This is a genomic window from Pseudoalteromonas sp. SG45-5 (assembly GCF_014164085.1).
Classification (GTDB): Bacteria; Pseudomonadota; Gammaproteobacteria; order Enterobacterales; family Alteromonadaceae; genus Pseudoalteromonas; species Pseudoalteromonas aliena.
Map to the genome: position 1 here is coordinate 1 of NZ_JACJEM010000013.1, position 25491 is coordinate 25491.

Below are 25491 nucleotides of genomic sequence, written 5' to 3' on the forward strand. Positions count from 1 at the left end.
AACAACACCAAACTCCCACTTTATATTCTGCATAAAATACAGTAATCGATTGAACCAAAATAGGAACTCAGCTATGGTTTGTTTATCAATAAAAATAAATAAAAAAACGAGTTAATCTACAGGCTTGTTATGTGCCTAGGAGTTACATTGTCAGTTATCGCAGATACACCAAAACCTCCATACTTTGCTGTAATTTTCACTTCCACACGCACGGAAGGTGATAATGGGTACGGGAAGATGGCAAATAGAATGGTTGAATTAGCAGAACAACAGCCAGGTTTTTTGGGAGTGGAATCAGCAAGAGAAGATGTTGGTATAACAGTTTCTTATTGGGCAGATCTCGATTCAATTAAAAATTGGAAAGCTAACTCAGAGCACTTAGAAGCTCAAAAAACTGGACGTAAATTTTGGTACGAATCTTTCAAAGTTCGTATTTCAAAAGTAGAACGAGATTACGGCATATAACAACACGCCCTGAGGTGGACAGCAAGCGCTAAAGCTCACTTTCCACCGCAAATTTTAACAGCGGTGATCCCTTACTTTTCAAGAATTAGAATGACACCCATCCTAATTGTTACAAAAAAAGTCAACAAAAACAGTATGAAGAGTGCGTTGTTATAAATAATGAATCACGTAAAAAGCTGAGTAATGTAGACAAGGTGAAAGTAAAAATAGACAGCACAATAGGGCGGCGACAGCTGTTTATTAAAGAATGGCAAACGACTCGACTGTTTTGAGCCTGCTTTCCTTTAAATAAAAAGCGGAATATTACAGTGAATAAAGGCATGAATAAATTGACCTTACGGGGTCAAATGAAAGTGAATGCCTTTAGTTTACGCTGCGGCAACTGTATTGCCTTGTTCATAATATAGAAAAGCTGCAAAACACGATGCATTAAGAAGGATAAGCCATTTTACCCTAAATAAAAGCCACTCAAACACCCGTAATCCCTTCCAAAACGCCAATCAAAACAACACCAAACTCTCACTTTATATTCTGGATAAAATACAGTAATAGATTGAACCAAAATAGGAACTCAGCTATGGTTAATTCATCAATAAAAATAAATAAAAAACGAGTTAATCTACAGGCTCGTTAGTGTTCTTAAAATGAAGAGTTTAGATTTCGCGTTTTTGTGCTCATTCATACGAGCTAAGCATTATACACCAGAAGAAAATCCATATCGCTTGGCGTTGAAGCAGTTGAATTTCCCTTTGGCATTTTTCTTTTGTTTCATTACATGGCTTACTTTGATGCATTTTGGTGTTATGGATAAAGTAAATAGTTACTGGCCACAAGAGTATGTTGAGCCAAGTAAATTTAACTTTTTCTCACCAGTTACTTTTATTCTTATTCCTTTATGGTACGGAGTTTATAGATTTACAAAGGCCTATTTTTTAAGAGAATCTAAACAGAAAGAGATCGGGCTTTATTTCAAAGTGAAAAGTATTGAACAGGTTCCCAAATTTATGAACGTATTTTGGTTCTTATATTTGTTTTCATCTCCTGCTGTAATATTTTCTAAAGATCCAGTGATTATTGGTAGTGTTTTTTTTGTCATCGCAATAGTAGAGTTGTTTGTTCGTTTTAAATTCGGAACATCAGAACACTAACAAGTCAATAATGGCAAGGACGCAAAGTGCATAGCTTGCGCTCCTTCGTCGCTAAGTTCTGCCATGCATTTGTGCGCCCCATATTGCGGCGTTAGGTGTTTCTCAGGTTTGGAGTTCAAATGGGATTTAAGTTTTGGTTCGTTAGAGCATTAAAAGTATTTCTTGGAGTAGCAGCCTTACTTTTTATAGTTGAGTTGCTTAAACAGCATTCAGTTCAAGAAGCATTAATTTTTGCTTGTACTTGGTCTTTGATTACAACAACAGTGTTTATATGTTCAAGATTATATCAATCACGTAAAGGTGTAGAGTGTGCTTTGTGCAATGATATTCCAGACAAAAGTGATAAAAACACCTAACAACACGCCCTGAGGTGGACAGCAAAATAATTAGAATGATACCCATCCTAATTGTTACGAAAAAAGTCAACAAAAACAGTATGAAGAGTGCGTTGTTATAAATAATGCATCACGTAAAGAGCTGAGTAATGTAGACAAGATGGAAATTAAAATAGACGTCCAAATAGGACGACAACAGCTGTTTATTAAAGAATGGCAAACAACTTGGCTGTATAGAGCTTGCTTTCCTTTAAATAAAAAGCGCAATATTACCGGCAACAAGGGCATGAATAAATTGACCTTACGAGGTCAAACGAAAGTGAATACGCAATGGCAACTGTATTGCGTAGTTCATAATATAGAAAAACTGTAAAACGCGATGCATTAAAGAGAAGCAATCCCTTTTAAGCCAAAATAAAGCCACTGAAACACCCGTAACTCCTTCCAAAACGCGACTAAAACCCACACTAAACACTTTTTAATATTCTGCGTAAAAACACAGTAATCAATTGAACCAAAATAGGAACTCAGCTATGGTTTGTTTATCAATAAAAACAAATAAAAAAACGAGTTAATCTACAGGCTCGTTAGTAGCACCGGGAGTTTATGCTGTTTTGAAATTTCTAATAATGTTTTCACCGTGCTTCGTATATTGGTTTTACTATGCTTATGAAGCAGAACTACCTTTCAAGATTCCTTTTAAATCTTTTTTTAGTAGTGATGAACGTTACGATGCAGAAAAAAATATTTATAAAGATGTACCTTTTAACGTCATAAAAGAAAATGAACTGAAAAGACTGAAAGCAACCTTAATTGCACTAATAACACCTATTGTTCTATGTGTAGTAGCATGGTTTTATGATGCGAAAAACTCAGAATCATTAGTTAGCTTTTTATTATTTACCTGTTCAGCTCCATTCATTATTTTTTTAAAGGGAGTTTCGGAGTTTTATTATACATGTACATATTTTAAGGAGCAGTGAGTGTGCTACTAACAAATAATATAAGCCTTACTAGATTTACCTCTTTAGGAGAAATACATTTCAGCAATCAAACTATTCTTTACTTTATTGCTTATACTGCTAGTTTTCGCTTTAAGTGTTATTGGTAATAACTCATCAAACTTATCTCATATCCCAGATGAATTTATTGATGATTTCAAACTATTAAATGCTGATTTATCTCAAAATAGATATAATGAGGCATTAATTAAATTAGAAGCTTTAATTAAGCAAAATGAAAAATTGAACCAGCAAACTTTAATATGGATATATGAAACACAAGCACAAATACATACTGATCAATATCACTTTCATTTCGCTATAGACTCATTAAAAAAAGCAAAAGTAATAAATCAACAAAATAACAAATATCAACAAAAGATAATTTATCTAACAAATTTAATTGAAAAGAATCAAGCAGAGCGAAAACTCCGTAAAACTTATCGAGATGCACGTAATACAGGTATTGCTAAATCCCTAAACAACAAAGTGACAATTGCTTATTTTTACCTTGATGATAATCGTTGGAGTAAGTGGTCAAATAAAGCCAGAATAACGAATTCTAATAATTTAAAACAAGTTATTACTTGGTATAAACAACAAGCTAAAAATTATGACATTGATGGATTAACCTTTAATACACGTTATTTTTTTTTACGGAGTCCTAAAGGTCTTGGCAGAGAATGGATCAGAAAAAGAGAGTTTTTTGATTATGCGTCGAAATTATTAGCTAACCAATTGGGTTATCGTTCTCTCCATGATTTTGTTGATAGTATGCGACGTGAAAACCCAGATGACGCAGTAGCAATGGTATTTCATAGTAATGCTCAAGCACGTTCATATGCTGCTTCTTGTCCTAAAACTACAAACAGTAATTGTAAATTTGAATATGTGATGCTAACTGAAAAAATGAATAATTCTGCAAGCAGTTGGGCAACAACACAAACACAGTCGCATGAAATACTTCACTTATTTGGAGCTGCTGATTTATATAACATTGAAGGTGCGAAGAACTATGCAGTAACAGATGTTATGAATTATTACAGTAAAGAATTGAAATATGCTTCTATTTCACCATTAACAGCTTGGTCAATAGGCTGGAATGAACTACCCGAAACACCATTTGTTGTAAATAAAATAAAGGATTAATAATGGAAATAACGTCAATAGAACAAAACACCATATTTATGCTAATTAACTTAGGTTACGCCGTGATCAGTTTATTTGTTAGTGTAATTGCATTGGTTATTATTGATAAAGTGATTTTTAAACAAATTGATTTTATTGAAGAAATCAGAAAAGGGAACATCGCAGTAGCAATTTTTCAATCAATGATTTTATTGTTTATCGGCATAGTTGTTTCTGCCGCGATGACATAAAATATCTGCCGAACTTAATATAAGCTAGCATAAATCTGAAATTACTAACACTTATGCTTACTATATTGTCTATCACTTTACAGGGATAGTTAATTCCGGCAATTACGAAAATAGTGAAATAGTTTGCATGATATGAATTACATCTAAGCTATTCAGCAGGACTTTGAATAGTTATCTAGGCTCCGCTTACTTCACATTTAGCCAATTATTAAAACCCCATTAATGGGACATTGAGGCTGTAGAATTACTCTTTTCAGGAACATATCTTACTGTTTCGAATTGATTGCTTTTCAACCTTGAATCCATCCGTTCGCTGTGATCTAATTGCAATTAAACTAGACACCCACTCTAACTCGTTTACGTGTAGCACTTGCTCATTTAGGTCTTTCTAAAAAACAGGATAAAAATATAGAGCGCGCATACCGCGAATACCCAAATGTATAATATTTAATAATAACGGCTCAATAGTCAGTTTTTAAAGGTATTAAAAGCCGAGCTTAGTAAAATAAGCTCGGCTTTTTTGTGTCAGGTTGTTTGTGATTAGGGTTTGTTTATCTATATTTTTTCTATTTTTATCAGTGTTTAGGTTTTTCATAAGATTTATTTTACTTATTTTTTCATGATGGCACTTTCATTAAGAAGGAAAGGTAAATGAAACTAAACAAACTAATAATCCCCCTATTTTTATCAGTAAATAGCGCTGTGCTTTATGCTAATCAAAATGCCAGTGAGCTAATTGAACCCATTATGGTAACTATTCCTGCTGGTAGTTTTCAAATGGGTAACACCGAAGAAGAAGATGCTCAACCTATTCATAAAGTGACACTAACTGAGTTTAGTTTAGGGAAATATGAAGTAACCGTAAGAGAGTTTCGACAGTTTGTTGAAGAAACTGATTATGAAATGCCAACCAAGTGCATTCATCAGTTAAATGGTTGGTTTAATTATGGAGAAACCAATGGTTCATGGGAGAACAACTCCCTCAATACCAGTGATTTTCAACCAGTAAATTGCATTGGTTGGCTCGCAGCCAACGCGTATACTCAGTGGTTAGCAAAAAAAACTGGCCGTCCTTATCGTTTGCCGAGTGAAGCAGAGTGGGAATATGCGGCGAAGGCTGGTACAACTAGTAAGTATTACTTTGGTGACGATCTTGAACAAGCCTTAGTTTGTGAATACGAAAACACCGCCGACTTAACCGGTGAGAATATTTTACAACGGGACTCGAGTACGAGTTATGTCAATTTTTTTAATGGCAAATCGAACTGTGTTGATCACGCGGCTTATGCAAGTATCGTTGGAATGTACAAACCTAATCCCTTTGGATTACACGATATCGTTAGTAATGTGGTTGAGTTCATTACTGATTGTTATAAAGATAATTATAAAAACGCGCACAATGGTGGTCAGGCTTGGATAGATAATGATTGTAAACACAGGGTAGCACGAGGAGGTAGTTGGCATTGGAATACTTTTCCCGTAAGCCAGAGGGGCGTCGTGGGTGAGGACTTTGTAGGGGCAGTAGAGGGGTTTCGAATTGCACTAGATGGAGCTGCTCCAGCTATATCTAGCAATACTGTAAAATTTATCAAAGCACTCAAAACAGCTCAACGCAGCGAACAATTAAGACGTGATGCTGTTTTACCTTACCCTGCCACTGTAACAAACTTAAAACTAGATAAAGAAGCGGGTATTATTACCTTAAAGTGGGATAAAAGTTCCCAAAGTGATATTGAAAGTTATCGAATCTATAGAAATGCAGCTACTGGCGGCGTGTTTAAACTATTAGCTGCAAATATAATTGAAACTACATTTAAAGATGCCAATATAGATAACCATCAATATGAATATACTGTTGTTGCGGTAAGGCATAATCAACAAGGTGATTACAGTAATGTCGTAAAAACGCCGACATCATGGGTGCATGCACCTGGCAGAGTGGAAGCAGAATCTGCCATTAAGTTTAGTAACGCTAGCATCGGAAGAACCTCTGATATTGATGGCAAATTTAATTTAACTGGAGGGGAGGGAATTAGTGATAATGCGATAATAAGCTATCAGCTTAAAGTCGCACACTCAGGAAATTATAACCTTAGCTACCGTGTAGCGGCTCCTAGAGATACAAAAGGTTTTGCAGTTGTAATCAATGGTAAGGAATTAGCAGTAGAAAAAATAACGAGTACAGGTGGTTATAAAAAATGGCAAACACAAAGAGGATCCACTTATTTTTATCTGAAACAAGGTGAAAATAAGCTGACCCTAAAATCACTTGATAAAAACTGGAAATTAAATTGGGTAAGCTTTAACCCAAATTAGTTTCTGTAAAGTACAAAATAAGAGGCAGTGATATTGCTGTCTCTTACTATTTTAAATCCAGTTTTGGATAACATTATAAATTTAATGCTAACAGTTTTTTTTCATTATTACGTCGCCAGTAGTCAGTCCCTTTTTTATCAATATATTGAGAATAAAAATCATAATTATCTTGCATACTTTGGGAGCTACAAACTAGTAACGCCATATCTAAGCTGAGATAAAGATCACCCGCCAACTCAGCTTGCTCAAAAGTACGCTGTGCATGAGTTGTAAATGCATCATCATTTTTCAGTGCTTGAGCTAACAATGTTTTTAAGTAGGAGTTCTTGGCATTATCCGTAGTAATATCATTAATAAGATTTTGTGCTTCTGCCAGATTATTTTGATTTATATAATATTCCATCAATTGCTGACGACTGCTTTGTGCAGCCCAAAAATCAGGTGTTAACGTTGCAAGCTCTAGTACTTGTTTTAAATGAGGCTCTTTATCTTGTAGGCTTTTAGCAAAAATGGCATAGTGATACGGCACTATAGCAAAGTGATAGTTAGGTATTTGATAGGCCTTCATTTTATTTTCTGCTTGTTGTAAATAAAGGTATTTATCATCCTCTTGCTGATGCTTATGGGCTAATACAGATAGGTAAGTTAAGGCGCTTAGCTCTCGTCGTTTATCTTGTGCATCAAAAGCTAATTGCACTGAATTAAGTAGGCTTTGTTTAATTGCTTGGTAATTGTCTTGGTTATGGTCTATCCAAGATTGCGTAAACCACGCGTCTGCTTGTCTGTGTAAATCATTAATACTTTGAAACTGCTTAATAGCATTACTGAGCTTATATTTACTTAAATCAAATAGCTCTTTACGGATTAATACCTCACTTTGAAAGAGCAAAGCATTGCCTACATGGTGTGTCTTATTTTGTGAAATAGCTATTTTTTCTAGTTTATTTGCCATCACCATCGCTTTATCAAGTTCCCCCATCATTATATAAGTATTAGCTAGATGACCAAGGATAATGAGATCATGTGGCGCTTGCTGATGAGCAATGGATAAATTTGCTTGCTTGAGTTCGAGTGTTTGGGCTTTATTAAGCAATTTTAAAATAACTGGCTGCTGTAAATGTTGTTGTAACTGATTTAAAGCGGCTTGTTGACTTACTCCAGATAATTGCCCTTGCCAATCTGCAAATGGGCCTTTTAATATAAAATCAATATATGTCAAATTATGATGTGTGCGAATAGTGCCAGATAAAATCAATGGGTGTTCTTTTGCTAAAAGTGGGTATTCAAACTCCGCTGAAACCTGAAAATGCGCCGTATTTAGCTGAGGTAATTCGGTAAAGCTAAAGAGTTCAGTATCATTGAGCTTAAAGGTTTCCGTCCCTCGTTGATTGCTTATTGCTATATAAGAAATATTAATAACTGAGCTCTCATCTGTTTGAGGTTGGTCAGTATTGTTATTAATGATAGTAAATACAAGAAGGGCAATACCGGTAAGTGCAATGGTTATCCAATGGTTTCGGCTTTTTGGTTTTGATAAAGTATTTGCATGCTGCAGTGGTTTATTTTGACTGATGTTGCAGTGTGCCTCAACATCAGAATGTTTAGAATCAATTTGGAGTTGCCACTGATAACCTCGTTTTGAAAAGGTTTTAATTGCGTGGTTACCCAACAGCCTCCTTAGATTGCTAATACTTTGAAAAACGGCTTGTTCCGATACAACTTTATTTTTCCAGACATGAGATAAAATATCTTCTTTACTAAAGACATGATTCGAATGCTCTAATAATAGTTTTAGTACTTTGGCTTCATTGTGTCGAATGGCTAAGTCATTACCATTTTTTTTTAGTACACAGCTTGTACTATCAAATTCAAAATTATTAAATTTATAACGCATTGTTTTTATAAAAATGGATCATTTGGTTATTTATTTCACTCATCTTAACTTATTAGCTGATAAAGAGTATAAGTTTGTTAATCATATATTAAAAATACTATGGCCCTGTATCCTGTGCAGCTAAAGGGGGCAATCTATGCTTGTCGCAAATAATTATGAGTCCAGTGGGCGAGGGCAACGCAATCCCCGATTGAGGATTGGTTGCTATGAAACTATAAACTCCCCCTCACTTTTGTGCTTTTTGAAGTAATATCTAAAACCAAAATGTCTGCCGATTTATGTTTGCTTTTGAGTAAGATTATATTGTCACTTACTGCGGTTATTTGATCACAAAATTTCGCACAAAACTCTTCGGTTTTACTACTTAAATTTTGTACACCTAACTCGTAATCGTAATAGTTTATTAATGGCTTGCCATTTTGTGTGTATTGATAATAAAAACCATTTTTTTCGGGATATATTTGAGTAAATAAATAGGGGCTTTTGAGTAAAGTGTTATCTGAATCATGGCGTATAACTTGACCTTTTACAAAGCTCAGTAGTTCGTCTTTATGGTTTAAAAAGAATGTATCATGCGCTCGTTTTATTTTTAATGTCGTTCTTTCATCAGTTGTAAGATTAAACTTTACTAGTTCATCATTGTGAGTTTTTTTATCAACATACAATATAGCGTCAGATTTGTTGTACCAAACTATAGGCTCACCAATAATCATGTTTAACCATTTTATCGAGAATCGGTTTGACTCCAACTCAATAATAAACGGTTTGTTATTTACACTGCTCGCCATACGCTTTCCTGACCAGTGCCAAACTGGTTTGGTTAAAGCAAATTCTTGCTTTGAATTTTCGAATAATATTCGTTCTTTGCCTGTCTCAATATGTTTGGCAAAAACCTGAGGATAGCCATTTTTTATTGATACATAGGCTATGTGTTTTTCATCCGGTGAAAGCGCTGCAGCTTTATCAATTGTATTTGAGTTTATTATTTTTTGGGGAGGTGAAAGCTGTTTTAATTTACTTAGTAAAATGTCTTGATCTGACTTGGCTTCAATAAAGTACATTTTATCTTTAATAATTTGCGGATAAACTAAAAAGTTATAGCTTTTGTAGTTAAGCGTTGTGAGGTCACCATTTAATGAGAGTTGCTTTAATTCACTGCCATTACTAAGTAATAAAGATTTATTGTTTTCAAACCAAGTTAAGAAGTACCAGTTATGATCTATTTGTCCGATTGAGACAACATCATTACTATCTAAGTTTAACAACTTTACTTCTGATAATGCTTGTTTATTAAAACCGACTAACGCTAATTGTGTTTGAGTCGGAGACAAAGCAAGTTTATAAGGTTTAAAGTAGTCATTTGGTTTAAGTAATTTTTCAGTTTGTCCTGACTCCAAATTATGCCGATATAAACTAACGTTTCGGCTATGCTCCGAACTATTTTGATTAGCCAAATAATAAAGTTGTTGGCGCTTATCTATAAAAAATAAACTATTCCAAGTTATATCGCTACGCGAAAAAAGTAGCTCTTCACTTACTACTTTTAATTGTGCGTCGAGTAGCAAGCGATTAAATGAAATACCTTTCTCATCTTGGCATGAATACACCAAGGCATTTTTGTGAGAATCCCATGCAAGGTAGGTATATGCGTTTAAAGTATCCTTTAAGGGCCAGCTTGAGCCAGTTACTAGATCTTTAATTAATATTTTTCTCTTGTTTGGTTGATTGGTATTTTGAATATACGCCATAAATCGTCCATCAGGACTGATTTGCATATAGCGCTCTTGTTCATTGCTTGCAGTTATTGGTTTTAGGTTTAACAAAGAAACCTGTTTACTTGTATCTGATAAACTAAAAAACACGCTAATTAGGATGAAAACAGGAATGAGGAGTAAAGATAATTTTAAATACTTTATAAGGGGGCTTTTTTTTGATAATGCATTTGCTTTTTTTTCTGGAAAGCGAACTTCGGAGTCTAGGCTGTAGCCTCGTTTAGGATGTGTTTTGATAATGCGTTTGTCATCATCAGATAACGCTTGCCTTAACAAGGCTATATTTCTACGAACTGAGTTTGGACTGTAAATTGCTTGAGGCCAAACAATTTCAAAAAGCGTTTCAGCTGCAATAACTCTTTTGGGGTTTTGTGCCAACGCCTTCAAAAGCGCCATTACTTTTGGTTCAATTACCTGAGATTTTTCTTCATATATAACCTCACCGGTTTTGATATTAATTAAAAAATCATCAATATAAAATTTATTTGGTAGTTCGTTTACGCTCAAACCTTTCCCATCCCACTGTTATTAATAGATATATATCCCTTAAGCTTTTCTTAACGTTTTCTTAATTACTAATTCATCGCTTTCTCTTGGTAACAACCGTTAAAAAGGAATCGAAAGGTCAGCGCCATATTAATAAATAAATTACAAAAGGAATACATAATGAAGCGATATTTAGTAACACTATTATTTTTAATAACAATTATCTGCAATCAAGCGCTTGCAGCAGATAAGCTAAACTACAATAAGCTAGCTAATGAGTTTATATCTGTTTTAAACAGCAAAGATTTAAAACAGGTCGAAGATTTTATTGTAAAAAACTTCTCGCCTGATGCACTTTCTCGTTGGGATAATACAGGAAAAGATCGTTATGTTGGTTATTCGATGAACGTAGCACTTTTTCATGGATCATTAAGCCTACTTTCAACAGAGCTTGATACTTCCAATAACCGTATACAGCACATTAGTAAAGTGCATTCAAAAAATACCGACATGCAGTACGAAATGGTTATCGATTTTAACGAAGAACAAGCCGTTACGGGCTGGTTTGTTGGAGAAACCCCCAAAAGCCTTGATATGATTTCTTTAACTGAGCCACAATTAGTTAATGAGGTAAAAAATTATAGCAATCTACTTGCTAAAAATGGCATTTTTTCAGGAACAATACTGCTTGCCAAAGGTAACAAAGTTTTATTTACTAAAGCGCATGGCTTAGCCTCTCGACGCTATGACGTTAAAAATAATTTAGATACTAAATTTCAAATAGGTTCGATGAATAAGATGTTTACTAGCGTCGCTATTTTGCAACTTGTTGAAGCAGGAAAAGTATTGCTTGATGATCCGATTACTAAGTTCATTGATAAAACGCTGTTAGGTAACGGAGACTTTGATAAAATCCATATTCACCACTTACTGAGTCATACATCAGGTATTAGTAATATAGCTGGGTTTGACGAAATACAGCATAAAGTACGTTCACTTGAAGATATTCAACACTTATACAGCTCCATTAAAACAACGTTTAAACCAGGCTCTCAATGGCGATATAGTAATACAGGTATGTTATTACTTGGTCAGGTGATTGAATCTGTTACTAAGGAAAGTTATTTTACATACATTGATAAAAACATCTATCAGAAAGCTAATATGCAACATAGTGGTAGTTTTGATTTGGATGTGCCTATTAGGAACACTGCGCGTAACTATTGGTTTTCAGTTGAAACTGGAGAAATTACTGAAAACTTAATGTTTCAATCAGTTAAAGGGGGTCCCGCTGGAGGTGGGTATTCTACTGTAGGCGATTTACATAAGTTCGCTTTAGCAATGCAAAATGGAACTTTAATTAGTCGTAAACTTTCCCAAGAAGCTCTTACTTCGAAGCCCGAACTTGGTGCAGAAAACTGGGGATATGGGTTTTCAGTGAGAGGCGCTGATAATAACAAAATAGTGGGTCATAATGGTGCTCATTTAGGTATGACAGCCAGACTAAATATGTATCAAGACAAAGGCTACATTTTAGTGGTATTAGGTAACTTTCAATCTTCAGCATGGCCTGTTGTGGCAAAAGTAGATCAATTGATAGAGCGTTTGTAATAAATACGTTCTAAGGAAATAAGTTGGCGGGATTGGTCTTTTCTCCAATCCCTTTTTAAATATTAGCAGGTGCCTATTTTTATATTTTTCGCACAATCGTTAGGCATTACTCGATTGACCCTGATTGATAGCAAGGCGATTATCAAATTAATTGAATAGTAATTGAGCCCGGTTGGTCTAGTTAATGTTTATTCAAATAGGCAACAAATCACTAAAAGTGATCTATTAAACGCAGTGTTTTAAAAGTTGAATATAGCTAGGGTTATTAACTAATACCAAACTGCATAAATTTTTGATCAATTTAACGAATTAAATTGCACTATAACGTCGTTAAACATTTTTTATTTAGAACAACTAGATACAAAAATTTTTGCCTAGTTCTAGCGTAATTTTCTTAACGTTAAATAGACCCCATATATAAGCAGATTGGTATAATTGAACAGATTCGACCTCTCAATATTTTTTTTCTGGTAGTATGGGCAGGTTATAAGCAGTTTAAGCAGTGAACACACTATGTTAAGTCCTTTTTTTCAGCAGCACGCTGATTACGTTTCTATCTCTCGTGAGCAGGGTTGTCGATTCGCTAAATGCGTAGCTGATGATTTTAATCCACTTCATGACAAAGATGCCAAAAAGTTTTGCGCGCCAGGAGACTTACTTTTTTCATTGGTACTAGATCGCTATGGTATTAGTGAACAAATGGAATTTACCTTTGCCGGTATGGTTGATGAAAACACCAAACTACATTTTCCTGAGGGAGCAGATGAGTTTGATGTAACCAATGGCGAAAAAGTTATTTTAAAGGTAAAGCGCAAAGGTAAAACCAGCCAATGCCCAACATTGACTAATAGCCTAATAAAAAACTATGTTGAGTTTTCGGGTACTACCTTTCCGCATGTGATTATTCCGTTAATGGGCAAGCAAGAGGTAATGATTAACCCTGCACGTCCGATGATCATTTACGAATCAATGCTTATTAATCTTGATAATCTTGATATTACAGCGCCAGTACTTGAGTTTGCAGAGCCAAGTTTTGAGTACGCAGGTAAGCGCGGAAAAATTACACTACGTTTTAACCTGTTAGAAAACGGCGTTAAAGTAGGGTGTGGTGAAAAGCATATGGTGGTTTCGGGTATACGCGAATACTGCCAAGCAACGGTTGACGATTTAATTGCATTTTACAACGAACGAAAAACAACGCTAAAACCAGCTTAAAATTAAAGCAAATTATAGTAGGCGTTAAATACAGCTGTATTTAACGCCTTTTTTATTGGTTAATTTACGCAGTGCGTTAATATGCGTACAATAGCGCTCTTTGTTATTTTAAAGCTAAGCCTATGTCTGTCACTACATTCTCATCACTTAATCTCGACCCGTTATTATTAACAGCGATTGAGCAAAATAATTACACTCAACCTACCGCAATTCAGATTAAAACTATTCCGCCTATTTTAGCGGGAAGTGATGTAATGGGCAGTGCGCAAACAGGCACAGGTAAAACCGCCGCGTTTGTTTTACCCTTGCTACATAAGCTTTTAAATTCCCCCAAAAAAGATGAGTTAGGACTTGCCCGCGTTGTAATTTTAACGCCAACGCGAGAGCTTGCTCAGCAAGTATTTGCCAGCTTTGAAAAGTACGCACAAGGCACTAACATTAATGGTGCTTTGGCGTATGGTGGCGTAAGTATTGGCCCACAAATAAAAGCGCTTAAAGCAGCGCAAGTTATTGTGGCCACACCAGGGCGTCTGCTCGATCATATAGTTAAAGGTAGCGTCGTACTTTCAAGTGTAGATTCGCTCGTATTTGATGAAGCAGACCGTATGCTTGATATGGGCTTTATTGATGAAATTAGACGTATATTGCGTCATATTCCGGGCGATCGCCAAACTTTACTTTTTTCAGCTACGTTTGATGACAGCGTGTTTGAACTGAGTAAAAAATTACTTAAAAATCCAGAACTAATTGAAGTTGATAAGCGCAACTCAGCCGCAGTTGAAGTAGAGCAAGTTATTTACGCTGTAGATGAAGACCGTAAGCGCGAACTTGTATCGCACATGATTGGCATGAAAAACTGGCGCCAAGTGCTTATTTTTACTCGCACAAAACAAATGGCCGACCAACTCGCTAAGGAAATGTGTAAAGACGGTTTAAAAACCGAATCAATACATGGTGACAAGTCGCAAGGCGCACGTGACCGCGCACTACAAAACTTTAAAGAAGGCGCTACTCGTGTACTTGTTGCTACTGATGTAGCGGCACGTGGTTTAGATATTTCTACACTTAGATACGTCATTAACTTTGAGCTACCATACATAGCAGAAGACTACGTGCATCGTATTGGTCGTACCGGTCGAGCGGGCGAACAAGGCCTTGCTATGTCACTGGTAAGTCTTGATGAGCAATGGTTGCTAGAAGAAATTGAAGTGCTACTCGATACGCGTTTAACTCCACAGTGGTTAGAAGGCTATGAGCCTGATCCAAATAAAAAGCCAAAAGATAATCGTAAAAATACCAATAAGTCGCGAAAAGATCGCGATAAAAAACGTATTACAGGAAAAAGAGAGCCAAGTAGACGCCGTAAATAATAGCTTTTCCTTTACTTTTTTGCCTATACTGGAGCTAATACATAGCCGAGGTAACGTAATGTTTGAAACTGATCAATGGGCATTTTCAGGTGTTGATGGCAAAATATCATTACACAAATGGCAAAAAATAATCGATCTTATCACGGGGCTTTTTTCAGCCCCGTCTGGTTATATAGTTCAGGCAACAAGTAAAGGCTATCGTGTTGTAATAAAAAGTAATGAAGGCGGCTCTCATTTTGAGACTAACCCTATACTTTCTCCTCATACCCCTCTTTTTTGTAAATACGTAGTCCAAAGTAATAATATTGTTTACGTCAACGCTGCAAGTCAAAACGAAGCGTGGAACACTCTACCAGAAGTTGCTGAAGACGGTGTTGAATCCTACTTAGGTCTACCTATTCATTGGCCACAAGGTGAAGTATTTGGCACGTTATGTTTAAAAGATACTAAAAAAACAAGCTATACCGATAAATATTTTGAACTGATAGAGCAGCTACGTGACTTAATTGAAGACGATTTAGCACTTATAAATAGCTTTGAACAAATGCGCGAAGTAGCCATGCTGGATGACTTAACTAATATCTATAACCGCCGTGCTCTTAATTTGTTAGCTCAACAAAAGCTAAGCTTAGCTTTTCGGCTAGGTTTTGATGTATGTTGTTTATTTATTGATATAAACGATTTTAAAAAATTAAACGACGCATGCGGACATGAAGTGGGTGACAAAGCATTAATTATATTGGCAGCTACATTAAAGGCACATTTACGAGATGCCGATATAGTTGGTCGTTTAGGTGGCGATGAATTTGTTGCTGTAATGCAGGTAAATGATAAAAATAAACTCAACGGTATTACTAATAAAATTTCGATTGAATATTCAAAAGCATTGGTTAAAAGCGGCATTTGTGATTTATCGCTAAGCATTGGTTATAGTTTTACCGAATCCAAAAAACAATCGTTTGAAACCTTACTTAATAGTGCTGATCAAGCAATGTATAAAAATAAACTTAGCAAAAAACGAGATAAGTAATGAAAAACGAAGGCAGTTGGAGTGTGTTTTTTATTAAAAGCAGACTCTTTGTTGATTGAGTAAATGTAAGTATATAGCATAAGTAGTTACTTAACTCTTTAGCTTGCATAGCTCGCCCCTCGACTAATACGCCTTAGTAGTAGGACTTATAAACGTGAACTTTTACAGTTTAAAACTATACTTAATTCATCGCTAATAAAAAGGTAGTTTGATGAAAGGTATTATTTTCACTGAATTTTTAGAAATGGTTGAAAGTCACTTTTCTGTAGAAGTGGCCGACCAAATAATAGAGCAAAATGATCTCGACTCTAAAGGTGCTTATACGAGTGTTGGTAATTACGATAAACAAGAGCTTATAAAGCTAATCACATCACTTAGTGAATGCGTGAACCTGCCAGTTGGCGTACTGCTTAAAGAATATGGAAAATACCTTTTAAGCCATTTTTTAATTTACTACCCCCAGTTTTTTCAAGACCTAACTACAACATTTGATTTTTTAGATACCATCGACAGGCATGTGCATGTTGAGGTTAAAAAGTTATATCGTGATGCCGATTTACCAAGCTTTCAAACTAAGCGTTTGAGCAGTACTAAAATGCAAATGTTTTATCACTCAAGTAATCCATTTGCGCTTTTAGCTGAGGGATTAATTGAAGGGGCTGCTAATCATTTTGGTGAAAATATACACGTAAACAGTGATATCAGTGAAAATCATCAAGTAGCTACTTTTAATTTAACGTTGGTAGATTAAGTATGGATGTAGCACTTTTACAAAGACGGTTTGAGAGAGAGCGGCTTGCACGCAAAGAAGCTGAAAAATTATTAGAGCAAAAATCGCTACAACTCTATGAAGCAAACGAAGTACTTAAAAATGCTGCTGAAAATTTAGAACGAGAGGTAGCCAGTAGAACACATGATCTCATACTAGCAAAGCAAGAAGCTGACTCTGCAAATCAAGCTAAATCTGGCTTTTTAGCGAACATGAGCCACGAAATTCGTACTCCTATGAATGCAATTATTGGTATGGCTTACCTTGCCCTTGATACGCAATTATCTGAAAAACAGCGAGACTACGTTGAGAAAATCCATTATTCGGCTCAGTCTTTACTGGGGATCATTAACGATATTTTGGATTTTTCAAAGGTAGAAGCGGGCAAGTTAGAACTTGAAAATAAACAATTTAACTTTAATCATTTTCTAGAAAACCTTGTTAATTTAATTAGCGGCTTAGCCTGTGAAAGAAACATTGAAGTGATATTTGATGTTGATCCTAAGTTGCCAGATTATTTTACTGGTGACGCCTTAAGATTAAATCAGGTCATTTTAAATTTACTCAACAATGCGCTTAAATTCTCAATGCGCGGGACTGTTACATTAGCTATTAATTTAATTAGTAAAAGTAGCAAATGCACTCACGTTGTTTTTTCGGTAACCGACAACGGCATAGGGATGACCCCGCCACAAGTTGAATCATTATTTACACCTTTTACCCAAGCTGATGTATCAACAACGCGTAAATTTGGAGGTACAGGTTTAGGTTTAGTTATTAGTAAAACGCTCGTTGAACTAATGCAAGGTGAAATTACTGTAAAAAGTGAAATTAAAAAAGGGAGCTGTTTTACTTTTCAAATACCATTAGGTAACGCAACTAAACAGGCAAGTTTTGATTTAGCGTTATTACAAAATAAATGTGCACTCATTATTGAGAGTACGGATAGTAAATTATGTTCATTGCAGAGGTTACTGAACAGTTTTAAAGTTAATATAAGTGTAGTTAACAATGCAGGTGAAGCTTTAGATACGCTGACTAACTCATCAACTTATGACTTTATTTTTATAGATTGGCGAATTTTAAAGCTTAAACACGTAGATACCGCTGAGTCACTACGAAATAAGCTAAAAATAAATGCAAAAAAACTCATTATTATTGCGCCATACGAAAACCAGGATCTTAATGAAAGCTTGCATGGGTTTACTGAAAATACCTATAGAATTCTTATAAAGCCGATTATAAAAAGTAATGTTTATAACTTACTTTTACAGGTTTTGCATAAACAACCGCTAAAAAAATCGACAGTACAAACCAAACCTGCAACGAATGCGTCACTAAAAAAATTACAAGGCGCACATATTTTATTAGTCGAAGATAATCCACTTAACCAGCAAGTTGCGTCACAAATTCTTCGTTCAAATGGCTTGTTAGTTGATATAGCCGCTGATGGTATTGAAGCACTCGAAGCGCTAAAGCATAAAGCTTACCATGGTGTGTTAATGGATTGCCAAATGCCTAGAATGGATGGATATACGGCAGCTATAGAAATAAAAAAACAGTCGAAATTTAAAGATTTACCTATTATTGCGATGACTGCAAATACTATGGAAGCAGATCTTTTAAAAGCACAAACTAGTGGCATGAATGGTTATATTTCAAAACCTATTGCAGTCGAAAGTATGTTTGAAGTGATTGCAAAATGGGTACGTGTATAAGCTGAGCTCAGGATCATAAATCTATCTCAAGCAGTTATATGTTTGTTTTAGAAAAAACATAGCCTGTGTCGAATGGTTGTTCCCCATAAGCAGGCGATAACGATGCATAACTGCCAAGCGCGCTACCTTTTTAGCCCCTTCTAGATTGAACTGATTCTAATCCTGAAAAATCAACAGCCCTAAGCTATTTGCTTTTCGGCTAGGTTTAATTCCATTATTGCCTTTAATAAACGATATAAGTTAATTGACGCGTCAATTTCTTCTTTACGGTTTGTTAAGCTTTCAATATTTAAGCCCAGCGGTACATCTAAATGCGCACAGCTTTTAAGTATTAAGTCGAGATTTTCGCGGCAAATACGGACTGATTCGCTTAATGTATTGTCTGCATCAAGCATGCGCCATTTAGTTGCCTCTGGCACTGAGATACCCAACCATTGCATAAACTCTAAGGTTTTTTCGCCGCCGCACGGGGTAAACGTTAATATAATACGTTGAGGTATAATACCCTGTGCTTTACACGTACGTGCGTAGCTAGTAATTAGCTCTATAGTGGCTTGTGCGTCGTAAACAGCTTGCGATATAAAAAACTGACAACCTTGTGCTGTTTTTTCTATTAATCGTTCGTGCTCATTTCGTTTACTTGAATGGCGTTCAGCAATAGTAACGCCACCTAAAAAGAAATCATCTGATTGCTCAGCCATCGCTTTATACGCATCTGGCAAGCTTAGCTTTATATCGCCTATCGATGATGGGCTACCTACTAAAACAACATTTTGTAAATCGTAGTCGTTTTTAGTTTCACTTAGCCAATCCTTAAATTCGCCTACGCCACGCTGTGCCACACTTTTATAAGTAATCACATCTTGTGCAGATAAATTACGTAGTAAATGGCTGTATTCACGCGGATCAACAGTTTGTTTAAACGCAAATGGACGGGCTTGATTAGTTCGGCTGCTTTCGTCTTGAATGTCGTAAATTATTACGCCGTCGTATTCAATTTCGTGTAAGCGACCTAATAGCTTTTCTGCAATGATTTTCAATTGCGCTTTATCGGTGTCAATTTTAGGCGGGGTAGTACCAATAAGATAAACACCTTGGTTGGTGTCTTCTATTTTCTCTTTTAGTGATAAAGCCATAATCCTCATTCCAGCTAAGTTTATTCTGATGGATTCAATATAGCAGCCATTTAGACGTCTAGATAGATTTATTTAGTGAAAGTTTTTCAACTAACATGATGTTTATTCATAGTGCTTGTTCCCATAATTTATAATTGACACAGTTGTTTACATAATAAATCCCCTTGGGACTCTTATATTTATTGGCTTTGGGGCATAATTAAAGAGTTAAATCTGACAACAAATTTGCTCAATTTAAAAAGGGACAACAATGAAATTTAAATTATTAGCAACCAGCTTAGCGGTATCGCTGGCGTTAACGGGTTGCGCCATGCAACAAAACCAAAGCACGCAAACAACAGCACAACAAGAACAAGTAAATAAAGCTGATGACCGTGTTTTTTCGCAAGACTATTTAATTGAAGAGCTAGAGAACGGCTTACGTGTCATGGTTGTTAAAACCGATTACCCTGATGTCGTGTCGCTGCAAATTCCGGTATCGGTTGGATCGCGTAACGAAGTTGAAGAAGGCAAAACAGGCTTTGCTCACTTTTTTGAACACATGATGTTTAAAGGCTCACAAAAATACCCAGAAGATGTGTACTCAGACATATTAAAAAATTCAGGTGTTGATAACCGCGCATATACAACGAACGATTTTACAAACTACCATTTAAATTTTTCAAAGCAGCACCTTGATAAAGTACTTGAGCTTGAAGCTGATATTTTTCAAAACTTAACCTACACCGAAGAGCAATTTAGAACCGAAGCACAAACGGTAAAAGGTGAGTACTTAAAAAACAATGCGAGCCCAATTCGTAAATTATTAAGCGCTGTACGCGAAGAAGCGTTTGATAAGCACACGTATAAACACACCACTATGGGCTTTTTTAAAGACATAGAAGCCATGCCAGATCAAATGGCGTACGGGAAAGAATTTTTTGCTAAGTTTTATAAGCCTGAGTATGTGTCACTTGTTATTGTGGGCGATGTAGACCCACAAGCTACAATGGCAATGGTTAAAAAGCATTGGGGAAGCTGGAAAAAAGGTAACTATGTTGCTGACATTAAAGCAGAGCCTGTTCAACAAGCACCAAAATATTTGCACCAGCAAGATAAAGCGCTACCAGGGCATTGGTTGCTTGTATCGTACAAAGGCGCTGCGTGGGAGCCTGCTAAAAAAGACAGAGCGGCGCTTGATTTAATCTCACAGCTTTATTTTTCTAGTAATTCAGATTTATATCAAGAGTTAGTAGTCGACAAACAAATTGCCAGCCAAATGTTTACCTATAACCCAGAAACTAAAGATCCGGGTTTATTACACGTATTTGTTAAAGTAGAAAACGCAGATGATTTAGCCACTGCACGCGATGCAATTAACCGAACTTATGCAAAAGCACGCACTGAGCTTGTAGATAGCCAAAAGCTGAGCGATTTAAAATCAAACCTTAAATACAGCTTTATTAATGGTTTAGACTCATCGCAAGCAATTGCATCAACCCTTGCCAGTTACATGCATTTTGAGCGCGATCCAGAGGTTATAAACCAGCTGTATAAATCATCAGATAACATTACCAGCGCAGATATTAAAGCCGTTGCTAATAAATACTTTACCGATAACGCCCGTACCACATTAACGATGTCGGCACTTGATAAAGCCCCAGGGTTTGAGCAAGAAGTTGATTTAAATGCGCTTACTGCAAAGCTTGAACAAACACCTGCGGCGCCTGTATTTAAAGTGCTTGATAAAACCAATAGCTCGCCATTAATTGATGTTAACTTTTTATTCAATACCGGTGCTGCTGCCGACCCACAAGGCAAAAAAGGTGTTGCTGCGCTCACTGCGGCTATGCTTGCACAAGGTGGCTCGCAGGCGACAAGCTATAAAGATATCCAAAAAGCACTTTATCCGCTTGCGGGTAGCTTTGGTTATCAAATAGATAAAGAAATGTTGTCGTTCCAAGGGCGTATCCATAAAGATAATGCACCGCAGTGGTATTCACTTGTGAGCGATCAATTACTAAACCCAGGCTTTAGAGATGATGACTTTAAGCGCCTTAAAAAAGAAATGATCGACGGTATTAAGTCAGGTTTAAAAGCCTCTAACGATGAAGAGCTAGGTAAAGAAGTGCTATACAGTGCGATTTACAAAAATCACCCTTACGAAAGCTACAACTATGGTGATATTTCGGATTTAGAAGCGTTGACGCTGAATGATGTTAAAGCGTTTTATAACAGCGAGCTTACGCAATCTAAACTCACGGTTGGTTTAATTGGGGCTGTGCCTGCAAACCTTAAAGCTAAAATGATGAGCGACTTTGCAACGCTACCAAAGGGTGAGCAAAGCCGTTTAAGTATTCCTGATGCACCAGCGCTCAAAGGTCATCATGCAACAATAGTAGAAAAGTCGGCGCAATCGACTGCGGTATCGTTTGGTTTCCCTATTGATACGATTAGAAGCAGTGAAGACTGGACTGCATTATGGCTTGTGCGTTCGTACTTTGGTGAGCACCGTAGTTCTAACAGCTTTTTATATGAGCGCATTCGTGAAACTCGCGGCATGAACTACGGCGATTACGCATACATTGAATACTTTCCACGTGGTATGTTTCAAACCAAGCCTGATGCAAACCTAGGGCGCTCTGAGCAAATATTTCAAGTGTGGTTACGCCCACTTCGCTCTAATAACGATGCGCACTTTGCAACACGTACCGCCTTGTTTGAGCTAGATAAGCTAATTAAAAATGGTATGAGCGAAGAGGACTTTGAAGCAACGCGTAACTTTTTAATTAACTTTGTGCCGCAAATGGTGGCAAGTCAAAACCGCCAATTAGGTTACGCACTTGATAGCGAATTTTACAATACAGATAGCTTTGTAAGTTACGTAACTAACAAACTTAAAACGCTAAGCGTTGCTGATGTAAACCGCGTTATTAAAGACAACTTACAAACAGACAATGTTCAATATGTGTTTATTACTGGTGACGGCGCTGATATGCAAAAACGTTTAGCGTCTGAGCAAACCTCACCAATGGTCTACAATACCAATAAACCGGCTGAGCTAGTTGCTGAGGATGAAGTAATTGCTGATTACAAATTAGCAATTCCTGCAAAAAATATTGAAGTGATGAAAGTCGATAAAGTATTTCAATAATCTAAGCGGTTTTTAAATGTTAGAAAAAAGCCTCAATGCTTAAAGTATTGGGGCTTTTTATTATTTAACCTGAACTCTGGTTGAGAGATTTTCAGTGAAAACAAGGCGAATTTACGCGTCAATAGCGGGCTATCACAAGTAAATTCAACGCAGTTAGCGCTGAAAATAGCTGCTTGAAATAGATTTATTATCCACAGTTCAGGTTATCTAATAATGAAACTTAATAAACGGTTATACCTAATAACTAGAACAAATAACTAAGGGATTAACACCTTAGGCTTTAAATCCGTTAGACTTGGGAAAAGGCTATTTTATATCAACTTAAGGCAGTGCAGTATTATGCGTCATGCAATTTGGCAACAGCTTCGCGGTGAAGCGAACGATGTAGTAAAACGAGAACCACTATTAGCGAGTCATGTGTATTCATGCATTTTGAATCATGATTGCTTAGGTTCGGCATTAAGCTTTATTGTTGCTAATAAATTGGCCGATGCGGTGGTATCTGCATTTACTATTCGCGAGTTGTTTGATCAATCGTTTGTAAAGTGTGACCGAATGCTCTCGTTTGTTGCAGAGGATATTAAGGCGGTGAAAGACAGGGATCCCGCTGCCGAAACCTACCTTACGGTTATATTAAATCTTAAGGGTTTTCATGCTATTCAAGCGCACCGCTTAGCTAACTGCTTATGGCAACAAAACCGTAAAGAGTTAGCGCGTTTTATTCAAAGCCGTACATCTGAAGTATTTGGGGTCGACATTCACCCAGCATGTAAAGTAGGTAAAGGCATTATGTTTGACCATGCAACTGGGATTGTTATTGGTGAAACAGCGGTAATTGAAGATAACGTATCAATACTTCAATCAGTAACGCTTGGCGGTACGGGTAATGAGCAGGGCGATCGTCACCCTAAAATTAGAGCGGGTGTATTAATTGGCGCCGGCGCTAAAGTGCTTGGTAATATTGAAGTAGGTGAGGGCGCACGAATTGGTGCAGGCTCTGTTGTGCTAAGCAATGTTCCACCACATACCACGGCTGTTGGCGTACCCGCTAAAATTATTGGTCGACCGGATTGTGAGTGCCCAGCGCAAAGTATGAATCAAAACTTTTTAGCAAATCCAGAACCTGAAAATGAATCACACACTAGCTCAATGTTATAAGCAAAAGTAAAAATAAAAGGAATTAAAATGAACAACAATAGCTTGTTGGTGCTAGGAATTGGCTTTATTGCGGGTGTAGGTTTAACTTGGGGCTACTTTAATTTAGCTTCAAGTGATTCAGAGCCAACTAAGTTATAGCAAAGTAATGCAAAGCAGCAAAAACCTTATGCTCTGCATCCAAAAAGTAAAGAAGTAACACCAGCAATTAAGTGAACGTTTTACGACGCTGTTGATTTTATTACGCCATCCGCCAGCTCTGTAATTAAAACATCGCCTGTTTTAATTTGACCCACAGATTTAACCACTTTGCCTTGTTGTGTTTTAGTGATGCTATAACCGCGAGCTAAAACATTAAGCGGACTTACCGAATCTAACCTGCTTGCTTGCAGTGCTAAGCTATTATTCGCCTGCTGTAACTGATGCTGTATAGCTTGGTTTAGCCTAGCTTGTAATTGCGAAAGTTGATGACCTGCTGAAGCGAGTTTTTTATCAGGTGATTGGCGCATTAAACGTGGCGTTAAGTTATTGAGTGTGCGTTCTTGCTGGTATAAACGATGTTGCATAGCTTGTTGCAGTGCAATGCTTAGCTCATCCAAACGTTGTGATTTTTGATTAAGCTGATTACGTGGGTGGCATAGGTTGAGGCGATGCTGTAGATGTGTAGCAAGCGCGCGCTTATCAGCAATATCGTGTTTAAAGGCATTGTTTAAACGGTTAATGAGTTGCGTAACTTTGTTGTGTAGCTCTTGCGTGTTAGGACTTACCAACTCAGCAGCAGCCGATGGAGTAGCCGCACGCATATCGGCCACGTAGTCACTAATAGTAGTGTCAATTTCATGACCCACGGCGCTTATAATTGGTAAATCGCTTTGATAAATAGCACGGGCAAGTTGTTCGTGGTTAAAACACCATAAATCTTCAAGTGATCCGCCGCCGCGTCCTAAAATAAGTACGTCTACTTCATCACGGGCATTGGCTAATTCTATTTGCTTAATTAAATGCAGGTGTGCTTCCTTGCCTTGCACCATCGCAGGGTAAATAATGACTTCTAATTGCGGCGCGCGGCGTTTAAGTACCGTTAAAATATCTTTTATCGCAGCGCCGGTTGCTGAGGTAATAACACCAATACGATTAATATTTTGCGGTAATGGCTGCTTGTGAGCAGAGCTAAATAACCCTTCGGCGGCTAAGCGCATTTTAAGCGCATCAAATTCTTGTTTTAGCTGACCTTCGCCTGCGGGTTCCATGTGCTCAACAATAAGCTGGTAGTCACCGCGAGGTTCATAAAGCGATACACGCGCTTTTACTGTAACTTGTGCGCCATTTGCAGGGCGGTAGCTTTGGTTGCGGTTGTTCCCGCGCCACATTGCGGCTTTAATTTGCGCTTTGTCGTCTTTTAACGAAAAATACCAATGGCCGGATGCTGGGGTAATGAAATTAGAAATTTCACCTGTTAATACTAATGAGGCAAAGCCTTGCTCAAGTAATGTGCGAATTTCTCTATTAAGGCGTGAAACGGTGTAAACCGTCTGCGAAGGCTTCGAAAACATAAAAA

Annotated in this window: 19 protein-coding genes; 15 read left to right on the top strand and 4 right to left on the bottom strand. The window is 36.8% G+C overall.

Features of this window, described 5'->3' with window-relative positions:
* Positions 1–147 precede the first annotated feature (147 nt).
* From H5119_RS05805 to H5119_RS05835, 7 genes are all read left to right on the top strand, one after another.
* On the top strand, positions 148–465 hold the full coding sequence (locus tag H5119_RS05805) for an antibiotic biosynthesis monooxygenase (protein WP_182701555.1): 318 nt from the start codon (positions 148–150) through the stop codon (positions 463–465).
* A 644-nt stretch (positions 466–1109) separates the two neighbouring features.
* On the top strand, positions 1110–1613 hold the full coding sequence (locus H5119_RS05810) for a hypothetical protein (RefSeq protein ID WP_182197576.1): 504 nt from the start codon (positions 1110–1112) through the stop codon (positions 1611–1613).
* 119 nt (positions 1614–1732) lie between these two features.
* Entirely contained in the window at positions 1733–1969 is a 237-nt protein-coding gene (locus tag H5119_RS05815; protein ID WP_182197577.1) for a hypothetical protein, read from the top strand.
* Positions 1970–2234: 265 nt separating this feature from the next.
* Entirely contained in the window at positions 2235–2321 is an 87-nt protein-coding gene (locus H5119_RS20430) for a transposase (protein ID WP_259400089.1), read from the top strand.
* Between the two features lie 697 nt (positions 2322–3018).
* Positions 3019–4098: a hypothetical protein gene (locus H5119_RS05825; protein WP_182701556.1), complete on the top strand. Its 1080-nt coding sequence runs from the start codon at positions 3019–3021 to the stop codon at positions 4096–4098.
* A gap of 2 nt (positions 4099–4100) precedes the next feature.
* Positions 4101–4328, top strand: a complete 228-nt coding sequence (locus H5119_RS05830; protein ID WP_182701557.1) for a DUF350 domain-containing protein — start codon at positions 4101–4103, stop codon at positions 4326–4328.
* Positions 4329–4979: 651 nt separating this feature from the next.
* Positions 4980–6644 (top strand): SUMF1/EgtB/PvdO family nonheme iron enzyme, encoded by a 1665-nt coding sequence (locus H5119_RS05835; protein WP_182701558.1) that lies wholly within the window; start codon positions 4980–4982, stop codon positions 6642–6644.
* 73 nt (positions 6645–6717) lie between these two features.
* Here H5119_RS05835 and H5119_RS05840 read toward each other — a convergent pair whose 3' ends face one another.
* Positions 6718–8538, bottom strand: a complete 1821-nt coding sequence (locus H5119_RS05840) for a winged helix-turn-helix domain-containing protein (RefSeq protein WP_182701559.1) — start codon at positions 8536–8538, stop codon at positions 6718–6720.
* A gap of 212 nt (positions 8539–8750) precedes the next feature.
* Positions 8751–10817 carry a winged helix-turn-helix domain-containing protein gene (locus tag H5119_RS05845; RefSeq protein ID WP_182701560.1) on the bottom strand — a complete coding sequence of 689 codons (2067 nt, stop codon included), beginning with the start codon at positions 10815–10817 and terminating at the stop codon, positions 8751–8753.
* Between the two features lie 159 nt (positions 10818–10976).
* On the opposite strand from H5119_RS05845, the gene H5119_RS05850 reads away from it, so the two are divergent.
* The 6 genes from H5119_RS05850 (at position 10977) to H5119_RS05875 (ending at position 18509) form a co-directional block, all read left to right on the top strand.
* Entirely contained in the window at positions 10977–12407 is a 1431-nt protein-coding gene (locus H5119_RS05850) for a serine hydrolase (protein WP_182701561.1), read from the top strand.
* 513 nt (positions 12408–12920) lie between these two features.
* On the top strand, positions 12921–13622 hold the full coding sequence (locus H5119_RS05855) for a DUF3581 domain-containing protein (protein ID WP_077535786.1): 702 nt from the start codon (positions 12921–12923) through the stop codon (positions 13620–13622).
* Positions 13623–13744: 122 nt separating this feature from the next.
* Positions 13745–14992 (top strand): DEAD/DEAH box helicase, encoded by a 1248-nt coding sequence (locus tag H5119_RS05860; RefSeq protein ID WP_182701562.1) that lies wholly within the window; start codon positions 13745–13747, stop codon positions 14990–14992.
* A 58-nt stretch (positions 14993–15050) separates the two neighbouring features.
* A complete protein-coding gene (locus H5119_RS05865; RefSeq protein ID WP_182701563.1) occupies positions 15051–16022 on the top strand; it encodes a sensor domain-containing diguanylate cyclase in 972 nt (323 codons plus the stop codon).
* 211 nt (positions 16023–16233) lie between these two features.
* Positions 16234–16773, top strand: coding sequence for a heme NO-binding domain-containing protein (locus tag H5119_RS05870; RefSeq protein WP_182197592.1), 540 nt, complete (start codon positions 16234–16236; stop codon positions 16771–16773).
* A 2-nt stretch (positions 16774–16775) separates the two neighbouring features.
* Positions 16776–18509 carry a response regulator gene (locus tag H5119_RS05875; RefSeq protein WP_182701564.1) on the top strand — a complete coding sequence of 578 codons (1734 nt, stop codon included), beginning with the start codon at positions 16776–16778 and terminating at the stop codon, positions 18507–18509.
* 179 nt (positions 18510–18688) lie between these two features.
* On the opposite strand, the gene H5119_RS05880 is transcribed toward H5119_RS05875, so the two are convergent.
* Complete coding sequence (locus H5119_RS05880) at positions 18689–19645, bottom strand: methylenetetrahydrofolate reductase (protein ID WP_182701565.1); 957 nt, start codon at positions 19643–19645, stop codon at positions 18689–18691.
* 250 nt (positions 19646–19895) lie between these two features.
* Here H5119_RS05880 and H5119_RS05885 point away from each other — a divergent pair, with 250 nt between their 5' ends.
* Together H5119_RS05885 and cysE are read left to right on the top strand one after the other, a co-directional pair.
* Positions 19896–22778, top strand: coding sequence for a pitrilysin family protein (locus H5119_RS05885; RefSeq protein ID WP_182701566.1), 2883 nt, complete (start codon positions 19896–19898; stop codon positions 22776–22778).
* A 339-nt stretch (positions 22779–23117) separates the two neighbouring features.
* Entirely contained in the window at positions 23118–23936 is an 819-nt protein-coding gene (gene cysE / locus H5119_RS05890) for a serine O-acetyltransferase (protein ID WP_138585698.1), read from the top strand.
* Positions 23937–24154: 218 nt separating this feature from the next.
* Here the strand turns inward: cysE and xseA are convergent, their stop codons facing one another.
* The gene (xseA, locus tag H5119_RS05895; RefSeq protein ID WP_182701567.1) at positions 24155–25486 is read right to left on the bottom strand and encodes an exodeoxyribonuclease VII large subunit; all 1332 of its coding nucleotides are present in this window, start codon (positions 25484–25486) and stop codon (positions 24155–24157) included.
* Between the last annotated feature and the right edge of the window lie 5 nt (positions 25487–25491).